The sequence below is a fragment of the Candidatus Roizmanbacteria bacterium CG_4_9_14_0_2_um_filter_38_17 genome (genome assembly GCA_002788855.1).
Taxonomy (GTDB): Bacteria; Patescibacteriota; Microgenomatia.
Genome location: PFSB01000019.1, coordinates 1 through 11,663 on the forward strand (window position 1 = coordinate 1; position 11,663 = coordinate 11,663).

The window sequence follows — 11,663 nt, forward strand, 5'->3', positions numbered from 1 at the left end:
ATTAAAGCATTAGAAACTTTCGAACATGCAGAATTGCCCGACAAATCAACAAAAAAAGACGCTTTGTTGCCGAGGCAATCCATCTGGCTCGAACGATGGTATGAATTCGGACGAATTGATTGGGTTGGAGAGTTGGAGTATCCGGAGTGGACGAATAAAGAGGTGAATAGGTTTCTACAAGCTTGAGAGTAGATGTCAACTTTTTGACGGTTTTGTTGACATTAGGAAAGGAGATGTCAACAGAGTCTTCATTCTAGGAAGAAATAACATTAAAAGTTGCCCCTGATGTTTTTATTAGATAATCTTCAGTGCTTCCCAATAACTGTATTATGTCATCTGATACTTTATCTTTGGAGAGACCTGGCTGGACAATGGATACTTCAAACACAAACTTTTTGGCAAGCCTCGCAAACTTCTTAAGCTTATTAACGTCGCTCATGGTCCCTTTAATAAACCGTGTCTTGTTTTCTTTTTGCCAACTATCTTCTCTCCTCTTCATATGGTCTACCAAATACTCCATACCATTATGTTTCCATCTGATACATTTTTGAGCCTGACCACAAAGTGCATAAAAGTCTTCTACTCTCGAGCCAGGTGTTGGTTTTGAAGAAAACTTACAATGAATGAGATGCAGTTTAAAGGAGTCACTTGACTCTTTTCTGAGGGCAATGATATCAGCCGCTTCCCCTGAAGCATCATCATTAAACATGATTTCATGGTCATTCTTAAAATGTTCTGCAACTCTATGCTGAATACTCTTCATATCACCGTCCTTACCCATGGATTCGATCTGAATATCAGTCTTATTCCAGTCAAGAACGTTTATCTTCTGTTTATCGAAAAACTGATTCAGGGGCGGCGTGGGAACGTGGTAATTATTAAAAGTGAAGGAACCATCAGAATAAATAATTGTTATCGGGTCAGTTTCGACATAATCAATAAACGGGATGGCATCCTTACTATATTTCTTGATACTTACTTTTTTCCCTTTTACCAAACTATAAACAGCTTTCTCCCCATAACTAATTTTGTAAAATGACTCTTCGTCTTTGGAAAATATTTTAAAGAAAATAGGACCATTATCTTTAAAGTCTGTAATCTCAAGATCAACCTCATAAAGCTTATATTCTTTATCACCAAAGCATACCAAAATATTGTCCTCGTCAGCAGATAATATTTTCTCTCCCCATTGAGCTAATATGGCTATTGAAGAATGTCTTTTTTCTAAGGCTTTGGGTCTTAAAAAGTCCTTGATAATCTCACTTTCTTTTATTTCATTATCAAAAATCTTGTTCGCAATTCGATGACACCAACTCTTCCATTCCATGATTGTTCCACCACCCATAGACCAAACTTTGCCACTCTTTGCTGAACAACCAATTGAAACTCGCTCACCGTCTTCGTATCCCCAACCAAAAATATTATTAAGAACTCCACCCTTTGCTTTATCTAAAGATGATAAGCCTGTAGTGATATCAATACCAAAGTGCATTGTGTAGGAGATCTTTCCAACAGTTGATACACCTAAGTTCCTTGCCAATGTCCTTTGGACACCAGAAAATATATTAAACGAATATGATCCGTTTTTAGGTTTTGTAGAATCTCCACATATCAATGTGGAAAGTTTGGCCGAGTTAATGGCATCATAATCGCTGCATTGTAAGAAAAGTGCCTTGTGTTCTTCACTCCAATGAGCAACTATCAGTTCAAAACTATGATTTTTTATATCCTTGTATCTACCCCATTTCACATCTTCAGACTTACTAATCACAACAACTAGCACCTTCTTGTCGTGATTTATGGCATGCCAATGCAAATATTTATCTGGAATAATTTCAGAAAACTTATGGGGGGTCCAACTCTCACATTTCGTCTCATATACCAAGGTGGAGTAAGAAGGTCTTAGGTTCCAAAGCGAAATATGTTTAGACAACTCTCCAGAGAAATTGTTAATAAATTCATGAAAATCGATCTCCCTTTGTATGGTGGATTCACTCTTCTCTTTAATAAGCTTATTCCAGTCAGCGGGCTCTGAGTATAGAGCTTCTAGCTCTTTACCAACTTTAGGATCACCGATATTAATGACGACAGTAGCGTCATCCACATCCTTAGAGAATCTTGTGAATCTACCTATAAACTGTAAAGTAATTGCTAAACTTTTGTGAGTATCGTGCAAAGCGGCGATTTTCAGATTTGGCAAATCAAACCCTTCGCCCAACATGTCAACACAAACTATTATCTTGCTGGTTCTGTTATTGAGTTTATCGAGCGATTCTCGTATCTCCTTTTTGGTCAGATCTGAATTAACTGATATAGGATTGTATTCAGGGGCCAATTTCTGATAAATCCTGATTATTTCTTCAGCTCTTGTTTTATTACTGCACCTAGCCATCAGTAAGTGATCATGATTCTTCGACAAGTCTACTTTTAGAGCGTCTATCGCAAATTTTGCTATTTTTTCATCAGCTTCATTATCATCAAACTCTTCAATTTTAATAAGATTAATCCTCTTAAAATATCCGTCATCCTGTGCCATTCCAAGTGGATAGTTGTAAATAATATCGCCCTCAATCTTTTTACCATCCCTTCTAAAGGGTGTTGCAGTAAACTGCAAAATTTGCTTTTCCTTAAACAGATTTTTAATATCACCCCACGTTTGTGCTGGAACATGGTGTGCTTCGTCAATAAAAAGATGGGAACATTCTTGAGAGAATAGTTGTTTAATTTGATCAGGAAAATTGTGTAAGGCCTGAGATGTGGTGACTATTACATTAGAATTTGTTATTAACTCCTTTGCTTCTTTTATATTGCCAATTCCTGACTCGATTAAAGTTACTCTTGGATTAAAAATTCCTGAATTAACAACACAAACCTCTCTTAAACAACCTAGGTTTGAAAACTTGCTAAACATCTGTTGCCTTAATATCGAGCTAGGTACCAAGATCAAAACTTTAGAACATTGGGAATAGATCAAGGTTGATAACATTACCTCTGTCTTACCAGTCCCTGTCGGCATCACAACCGTGCCACAGTTTTTCTTAACTGACCAGTGCGAGGCAATTGCATGCAATGCTCCTAATTGTGAGGGTCTCAAACCAGGTTCTCCATCCGTTTCCTCCTTAAAGATGAATTGATTTGCCCATGACTTAGTTATTTCGAGGGGTGTCTGCGGCGCATTTTGAGCTATGTGCTTTTCCCACTTTAGTTCAGTACTTGAATTCAAGTTTTCAATATTTGAGATTCCTCTAACTCTTAAAACGTTTTTTCCTCTGAGTTCAGCTTTTTCATTTGGTAGTATTAAATAGTAAAGCCTATCCAATTCGTCTTTGGCCACAAACACCCCAGGTTTATCAGGTTGTTGATAAACCTCAACTTCCTTAATTTCTTCCTTTTGTGCGAGCTGAATTAACTTATTTTTCCCCCAATGTTTGGTATAGAGGAGCAACTCAGGAATCTTAATCTTGGCAGTTCTAGTGTGTTTCATTGTCATGTTCATAAAGCCATTAAACCCTCGTTTGCAGTTTCAATGCTGCATCTATCACGAAATCTCTGACGTTTTTATAATTTGATGGCGTGATTTCCTTTGACTTTTTTTCCGAAATATCACAATGGTACTCACCATTCATCATTCTCATGGGTCTCGGAGTTACTGATAAAAATTGAAAGTAATCGTTCATCTTAACGCCAAGCGTACTAACAAAAGATATGTCTACCAAATACTCAACTCCATTTATTAATTGATCCCATGCCTTAGAAAAATCTCCACCAATTGCATCTAGATGGAGAAAAAATGAACTGGAAAAACCAAAGTCTGTTCTAAAAATTGGTCTTTTCCCAGTTGCCTTCTCTAAGTTTTCTTGGAGGTTATATCTCACCATTTCAAAGGCCACAGCTAAATTACAAAACGCTTCCGCCGTTTTCCCGTTTGAAATATCACTGTCAGCCTCATTGATTTTTGTCTTAATTTGACCATCATCAATTGCAACAATTAAATCAACATCAGACAAAGTTGTTTGAAATATACTTTGTGCCAAGGTATTAATTTGATTATCTGCCCATAAAATTACCTCTTTTGTTACATCCGGATCTGGGAAAATGAGGTCATGTTTAAACGCAACCCTCATAGAATTCAGTTTTGAGACATTTCCGATATCAATTAAGTCAGGAATTGCTTTATCAATTTCTTTTGCATAATCAGAAATATACATTTTTGATTTCTTTTTTCCTCCAACTTTGGGGTGTGCATAAGTAATCTGGAGCATCCATTCCAATGCGTCATGTGCATGTAAGATAGAAAAAGCCCTTTGGATCCCTGTTCCTTGTACAGATTTTGTTGCCTCACCAAGTAGTAACTTCACAGCAATCAGTTCATTTATTTTTTGTGTTCTCATAGTAGATTATTTCCAACCCGTTTAAGCACTCTTCCTTCTGGGGGATATGCAGAGTAAGAAGCACGGTCAAGCTCATGTGTTTGATTATTTTGCTGTAAAACCAAGCGCGGAGAGTCAGGTCGATTATTGTTCCAGATATAGTTGCCGCCAGTAAACAAATGATAGTCAGCACCAGATCGGTCAACTTGATATAGATTTTCTAACGGAATTTCACCACCCGAATGCACCCTTATAACTCTACTTACTCCCAAAACTCCTCTAAAGATCATTACTTCTTCCCAAACGCCGTTAGGATATTGAGCGGTATAAGCAATATGATGAAGTCTGATATTTTGTAGTGGATAATCTTCATCCCCGGAATTTTTAAAATCGACCCATTCTCCAGCAAGTTGAGAGGAAGGAACAACATTCCCAAGGCGGTCTTTACCAGAAGGATTTGGTTTAGCTTGGATGATCAGTAATTGTTTCATAGACATTTATATTCTTTGGATGTCGCGCTTGACATCACTGTAGATTTATCATAAAGTTATCATAATATGCCCTTGTCCGTCAAGCCTCTTACAAACAGACAAAAAGAAGCCCTGGATTTCATAAGCTCCTTTATCACAACAAAAGGCTATTCTCCTTCTCTAAAAGAACTTGCTTCGTTTCTGAAAACTGAAAATCTGAGTACTGCTCAGTATTTTATTCAGGAATTGGAGAAAAAAGGTCATCTTAAGCGAGATCCACATAAAAGTCGCGGAATCACGCCTACTGTACAAAAACAAACGGTCCCCCTACTAGGTTTTATCGCAGCCGGAGAGCCCATAGAACCAATTGAAGACTCAGAACCCATTCAAATTCCAACTAATATCAAGCTGAACAAGAACGACTCCTACTATGCTCTCAAGGTAAGGGGTGACAGCATGATCGATATGGGAGTTCTTGATAACGATGTTGTTCTCATAAAACATCAAATGACTGCTAATATTGGAGAGGTTGTTGTTGGCATAACAGAAAAGGGCGCAACTCTCAAAATCCTTAGCAAGGACAATGGTCAAATTGTACTCAAACCAAGAAACCAAAAATATAAAACCATCATTCCAGAGCAACTTGAGATTAGAGGTGTGTTTGTAGGTTTAGTAAGAGGTGGTAATTAGATACAATGAACTAAGCAATATGAACAATGTAACAATTACCCAATTAGTCGAAAAATATAAATCCAATAGAGATGCATACTTAAAAGCCGACTACAAAGAGGCTCAATTAAGAATTGATTTTCTAGACCCTCTTTTTGAACTTCTAGGATGGGACATTAAGAATGTTAATGGTAAGTCTACAAACGAAAGAGAGGTTTTGGTTGAAGAATCATTGAAAGAAGATATTTATTCCACCACAGAAAAGCCTGATTACACGTTTCGTCTTTTTTCTGAAAGAAAGTTTTACTTAGAAGCTAAAAAACCTAGTGTCAAAATCGACACGGACAATGAACCTGCGAAGCAAGTCAGACGCTATGGCTTTACTTCAAAATTAAAAATCTCCGTGCTTTCCAACTTTGAATACTTAGCAATTTATGATTGCTCAGCCAAAGTGGAAGAAACTGATCATGCTTCAAAATCTCGAATAAAACTTTATCATTTCACCGAATACGAAGAAGCCTTTGAAGACATCAAGATATCTCTAAGCCACGACAGTGTTTACACTGGTTCATTTGATGAAACCTGGGAATACATTGAGCAACAACTTAAGCTTTTCAGTGTTGACGACCTCTTTCTTTCCCAAATTAATCAGTGGCGCTTAATTTTAGGAAAAGAGATATTCTCACACAAACCCGACTTAAAAGAGACAGAATTAAATGATCTCGTACAAAAATACATAAACAGCATTATCTTCCTACGGGTTTGTGAAGACAGAAACCTTGAAACATATAAAACCCTTCTCTCCAGTAATGGCAACTACGAAACTTTAATTAAGCTTTTCCGAGAGGCTGATAGAAAGTACAACTCAGGACTTTTCAATCACACATTAAATGAGGAAGTCATCAAAAACAATAGTTCAGCTTTTTGGACGATAATCTCCCAGCTCTACTACCCTGAAAGCACGTACTCTTTTGCAGTTTTTGCCTCAGATATTTTAGGGAATATTTATGAAATTTTCCTAGGAGAGAAGTTGACCATAAGCAGTGGTGAAATCTCACTCACAAAAAAGCCGGAGCACATCGATCGAGATATTGTTACTACGCCAACCTTTATCATTAAGGATATTTTAAGAAAAACCGTTCTTCCGTTTTGTGAAGGCAAGACAGATTCGGAGATATTAAGTTCGTCATTCGCTGACATTGCTTGTGGATCAGGAGCCTTTTTATTAGAAACCTACCAACTCATAGTTGACTATTTGGTGGACTATTTTCTTAAGACCACTCCTGAAACACTAATTCGAACGGGCGTGAATACATACAAACTTCCCTTTCAAATCAAGAAGCAAGTTCTTGTAAATTGTCTTTACGGAATTGATAAAGATTTCAACGCAGTTGAGGCTTGCAAGTTTGGTTTGTTACTTAAGCTTCTTGAAGATGAAGATAGTACTACTATTCCAACTCCAGCATTACCACTTTTGGACAGAAATATTCAATTTGGGAATAGCTTAGTGGATTCAACCCAGACTTCGAGAGAGAACCGAACAACTATTAATCCCTTTGACTTTGGTGAAACAAAATTTGACGTTATTGTTGGCAACCCTCCATACATGTCAACAGAACACATTAAACAACTAACTCCACTTGAACTCCCAATATATAAAAGGACTTACACTTCTTCACACAAGCAATTTGATAAATACTTCTTATTTATCGAGAGAGGACTCAAACTCCTCAAGGAGAATGGTTTTCTGGGATATATTGTTCCGAGTAAGTTTGCAAAAGTAGGGGCTGGTCAGAAACTTCGAGAGTTACTAAGGAGCCAGGAATTTGTAGAAGAAATCGTTTCCTTTGGTGCGAATCAAATATTTCAAGATAAGACGACTTATACCTGCATGCTTGTGCTTAAAAACAATGGACAAACTTCATTAAAGTACATTGAAGTCAAAGACTTAAATAGTTGGAAAACTAGAAATATTGACCTGAGAGATTATGATACCGTTGCGTTTGACGAATTAGATGATGATGTTTGGGTCTTAGTCCCTGGATATCTCAAGCCAGCATATGAGGCTATTAACAATCAAAGTAAATTGTTAGAGGAGCTTATCGGTTCAGATAACATTTATAACGGCATACAAACAAGTGCTAACAATATTTATATTCATACAGCTTCAAAAGAAGACGAAACCTATGTATATTTTTCAAAAGACGGAAGAACATGGAAAGTAGAAAAGACCTTAACAAGGCCATATTTCAAAACTTCCAGTGGTAGCGATAATCTAAATTCCTATCGTCCTTTCAAACCAAACGCTTTTGTTATTTATCCGTATCTTAAAACTACCTCAGGAATAGAATTCGTAAGAATGGATAAGCTAAAAGCTGAATTTCCTTTCATGCATGAATACTTAATGGCGTATAGAGAAGCTCTAAGTGACCCTAAGCGTGATATAAAACCTACCCCAGAAACAGACAATGAGTGGTACCGATTTGGAAGACATCAAAGTTTAGACAAATGCGATGTCCCATCAAAAATAATTGTTGGTGTTTTGTCCCAAGGAAACAAGTATGCAATTGATTACTATGGAACGCTCATATCATCGGGTGGTACTGCTGGCTACTGCATGATAACCCTACCGGATGGGTTCCCCTATTCTGTTTACTATGTTCAGGCTTTGCTTAATTCAAAATATCTTGAATGGTACTCTTCCCTTATTGGTGAGGTGTTCAGAGGCGGCTACATTGCTAGAGGAACCAAAGTCTTAAAAAGACTTCCAATAAGAACAATCGATTTTACTAAGATTGAAGAGAAAAACCTTCATGACCAGATTTCTGCGACTCAGAAAGACCTTATAAGGATTCAGGGTGAAATAGATACAAATCGGAGTGATCATAGAGTGACCGATCCGCTACAAAGAGAGTTTGATCTTAAAAAAACCGAATTAAACCAAGCACTGGTGAGACTGTATGGATTAAATGATATGGACGACCAGATTCCATTGATTTCAAAAATGTATGAAGCTAATTAATGAAACTACTAAGGAAAAATTGCGAGGAGGTTTTTACACTCCCAATTCCATTGCTGCGTTTATTTTAAAATGGGGTTTCAATGGCAATAAGGAAAATGATGTTTTAGAACCGAGCTGTGGTGATGGTGTTTTTCTGGAAGAAATCAGGAACGGCAATTATAAATATAAAAGCGTCACCGCAGTTGAAATTGACGCTGTAGAGGCTGAGAAAACAAAAAAGATTGCTCTTTTAAAATGCAAGGTTATCGTCTCTGATTTTCATGAATTTTGTCTCAAATCTAGTCAAAAATTTGACCTCGTTATTGGCAATCCTCCCTACATCAGATATCAATTTTTTGATCGCAAACAACAAAAAATGGCTGATGAGATATTCACAAGAGCCCAATTAAAATATTCAAAATTGACTAACGCCTGGGTCTCATTCGTAATTGGCTCCAGTTTGTTACTGAAGGAAAAGGGCAAGATTGGTTTTGTTCTTCCGGCGGAATTATTACAAGTCTCCTTTGCCCAACAACTCAGGGAGTTTTTGGCACATTTCTATAACAAGATAAACATTATCTCCTTTAAGACCTTAGTGTTTCCAGAAATTCAACAAGAAGTGATAATCCTTCTCTGTGAGAAAAATGGTTCCGACTCTCATTTTATCGAGCATTTAGAACTCAGTGGCGCACAAGAGTTATCAAATCTTGATGTAACAACTTTAAGAAGTCCCAAAAAGAAGATTGATTTTAAATCTAATAAATGGACTTTTTACTTTCTAGATCAAGAGGAAATAGATTTTATTGAACGACTTCAAGAAAGCGAAGTAATTCCCAAGCTCGGTAAGTATGCAAAAGTTGAGGTAGGAATAACTACCGGCTCAAATCCATTTTTTACAGTTTCAGCTTCAACGGTTAAAGAATACAATTTAGAAAAATTTGCCCAACCTTTGGTGGGTAGAAGCGTTCAGGTTCCTAGTGCAATTTTTACTCACAAGGATTGGCTAGAAAATAGGATTGCTGAGGCGAGAACACACCTTTTGGTATTCCCATCATTGTCCGAGCTGAAAAACCATGCTGGTGCCATGAAATACATTAGATGGGGTGAAGATCAAGGAATTAATAAAGGATATAAATGCAGGATTAGGGATGAGTGGCAGATGGTTCCCTCACTTCGTATTTCAGATGCACTTTTCATAAGAAGAAATAATTTATATCCAAAATTAATTATTAACGAAGCTGGGGCTTACACCACTGACACAATGCATCGAGTTACAGTAAAACCTGGCATTGATATTAATGCCTTAATCGCAAGCTATTACAATTCTTTATCTTTAGCGTTTGCCGAAATTTGTGGAAGAAGTCATGGAGGAGGCGTCTTAGAGTTAATGCCTAACGAGGCAGAAAAAATATTGCTTCCCTACAATGAGAACAATAAAGATTTGCTTGAGGATATTGATAACATGATAAGAAATAAAAAAGATATATCAGAGATATTGAAAGTCACTAATCAAAAGATTCTAAAGGATAATTTTGGATTATCATCAAGTGATATTAAAATTGCTGAAAACATCTGGAAGAAATTGTCAGCAAGACGGCTAAATAGAGGTAAGAATAATCACTCCTAGAAATGTATTCTCCGATGGATCCAAGGCAGTTGTTTCTATTTTGGAAATAACTGCCAAGCAAAACACGAGCCCTGACCCCGCTTGGCCAAGTTTACGAGGCGTTTGCTGCCTGGTTGGGCTAATTGTACCCTGGAAACAAAATCTGGAGAATTCGAAAGCAATTATCAGGAAGCTAGTAACTACAATCCTTAATGGTCGCCCAGTCAATGATAATGCCAGAACTTGCTCTGTTAACCACACAATCCATAGCTCCCATGAACCACCAATACTGGATAGCAAAAAGTACGACCAAAAACGCTACAAATAATAAAACTTTCTTCATACTCATATTCTACAACGGCCTACAACTTCTCTAGCTCCCAGCCGTCATTATCGTAGACCGCTACCTGACCGCTCTGCATGATGGTCATACTCACTGTCGGGTATCGAGTATAAGTGCTTTTTAAGCACCATACCCCCTGATCGTTTTGGTAAGCACCCTCTCGCTTCTGGTCGACATCTCCACACTCCACAGTATCGTTTGTGTATGGCTTGCTTGTATCAATCCACCTTACAAAGAAGTTGCCAACCTTCCTGCCTTCGAATTGGTAAGTCATCTTGGTAATGTCTACCCCAAAGATGTCCTGATGTTTAATCATGAAGGCTTCGGCTACTGGCTTGATTGCCTCATGTGTCGTATAAGTGGGTGTGTCGTCGTACTCGGGCATGTTTTCGAACCAACGAGTACCGTCTTCCTTCGTTCCCCATCGGCGCTCGGCTTCTCCCACTTCGACAATGTAGTTAGTCTTAGGATCGACAGTAAAGGCAAACCGAGCTGCTTCGTAGTGTTCAGAGGCAGGACTGGAATAGTCGGTCCCACTATCATCGGGCTTACCATTAAATCTACTACAGAGAAACTCTACGGGAATATCAGTTAATCCCAAAAACTTTTGAATATTAGCCACTGCTTGCTCCCGCTCTTCTGCAGATCGGGAAGTGAGTAAACAAAACTTTTGCCGTGCTTCCTTATAAACCTGAGAATCGTTGTTAGGATTTTTCTCCATCACTGCCAGCAATTTTGAGATTTCTGTAGACTTTTTTAGCTCAGCTGATTGATCAACCAAAAGCAGCTTGACTGAATCCCTAAACGACAACTTGTCAAAACAGCCAGTATAAAAATCCCACTTATCACCCTCCATCAGAGTCGTGATCGGGAACTGAAGATGGGTTTGAGCAAGGCAATACTGATCCTTGGCTCCTTCCAGTTTGAAGTTGCCAAAAACAATCAGAGCCAAGGCAAGTACTACGCCTCCTCCAATCAGTAAGCGGCCTTTTGATTTTTTCATTGTCATATTCATAATTATGCTCCTTTCTGTAAGGTTTGCCGATGTTAACTTCGTTTGGCGCTAGTTGTCAAATCTTTAGCCAGTTTCACTCAAACATGCATTTTCACTAAACAGTGAAAACGGGCAAAAGAGTGAAAATCTTTAACTGTAAACAAAAGTGAACATAAACCACCATAAAGTTTATTGAGATAAACATACGAC

General features: G+C 37.8%; 8 protein-coding genes. 4 read left to right on the forward strand and 4 right to left on the reverse strand.

Going from position 1 to position 11,663, the window contains the following annotated elements:
- Positions 1-186: hypothetical protein (locus CO050_04485; protein ID PJC31026.1), on the forward strand; the 186-nt coding region annotated here is incomplete at its 5' end.
- 67 nt (positions 187-253) lie between these two features.
- Here the strand turns inward: CO050_04485 and CO050_04490 are convergent.
- From CO050_04490 to CO050_04500, 3 genes are read right to left on the reverse strand one after another with little or no spacing between them, the layout of a single operon-like run.
- Positions 254-3,496: a type III restriction endonuclease subunit R gene (locus CO050_04490; protein PJC31027.1), complete on the reverse strand. Its 3,243-nt coding sequence runs from the start codon at positions 3,494-3,496 to the stop codon at positions 254-256.
- A 7-nt stretch (positions 3,497-3,503) separates the two neighbouring features.
- The gene (locus CO050_04495; protein ID PJC31028.1) at positions 3,504-4,391 is read right to left on the reverse strand and encodes a hypothetical protein; all 888 of its coding nucleotides are present in this window, start codon (positions 4,389-4,391) and stop codon (positions 3,504-3,506) included.
- Entirely contained in the window at positions 4,388-4,861 is a 474-nt protein-coding gene (locus CO050_04500; GenBank protein ID PJC31029.1) for a hypothetical protein, read from the reverse strand. Before CO050_04500 ends, CO050_04495 begins: the two co-directional genes overlap by 4 nt.
- Positions 4,862-4,927: 66 nt before the next feature.
- Here CO050_04500 and lexA point away from each other — a divergent pair, with 66 nt between their 5' ends.
- Genes lexA through CO050_04515 form a run of 3 tightly spaced genes read left to right on the forward strand, consistent with a single transcriptional unit; the run spans position 4,928 to position 10,137 of the window.
- Positions 4,928-5,530, forward strand: a complete 603-nt coding sequence (gene lexA / locus CO050_04505; protein ID PJC31030.1) for a repressor LexA — start codon at positions 4,928-4,930, stop codon at positions 5,528-5,530.
- Positions 5,531-5,549: 19 nt separating this feature from the next.
- The gene (locus CO050_04510) at positions 5,550-8,531 is read left to right on the forward strand and encodes an adenine methyltransferase (GenBank protein ID PJC31031.1); all 2,982 of its coding nucleotides are present in this window, start codon (positions 5,550-5,552) and stop codon (positions 8,529-8,531) included.
- The gene (locus CO050_04515; protein ID PJC31032.1) at positions 8,518-10,137 is read left to right on the forward strand and encodes a restriction endonuclease; all 1,620 of its coding nucleotides are present in this window, start codon (positions 8,518-8,520) and stop codon (positions 10,135-10,137) included. Before CO050_04510 ends, CO050_04515 begins: the two co-directional genes overlap by 14 nt.
- A gap of 341 nt (positions 10,138-10,478) precedes the next feature.
- On the opposite strand, the gene CO050_04520 is transcribed toward CO050_04515, so the two are convergent.
- Positions 10,479-11,468, reverse strand: a complete 990-nt coding sequence (locus CO050_04520; GenBank protein PJC31033.1) for a hypothetical protein — start codon at positions 11,466-11,468, stop codon at positions 10,479-10,481.
- Positions 11,469-11,663: the final 195 nt, after the last annotated feature.

Coding starts and splice junctions, on each gene's coding strand:
- CO050_04500 (PJC31029.1), bottom strand. CDS start 4,861: ATGAAACAATTACTGATCATCCAAGCTAAACCAAATCCTTCTGGTAAA.
- CO050_04510 (PJC31031.1), top strand. CDS start 5,550: ATGAACAATGTAACAATTACCCAATTAGTCGAAAAATATAAATCCAAT.
- CO050_04520 (PJC31033.1), bottom strand. CDS start 11,468: ATGACAATGAAAAAATCAAAAGGCCGCTTACTGATTGGAGGAGGCGTA.
- CO050_04490 (PJC31027.1), bottom strand. CDS start 3,496: ATGAACATGACAATGAAACACACTAGAACTGCCAAGATTAAGATTCCT.
- lexA (PJC31030.1), top strand. CDS start 4,928: ATGCCCTTGTCCGTCAAGCCTCTTACAAACAGACAAAAAGAAGCCCTG.
- CO050_04515 (PJC31032.1), top strand. CDS start 8,518: ATGAAGCTAATTAATGAAACTACTAAGGAAAAATTGCGAGGAGGTTTT.
- CO050_04495 (PJC31028.1), bottom strand. CDS start 4,391: ATGAGAACACAAAAAATAAATGAACTGATTGCTGTGAAGTTACTACTT.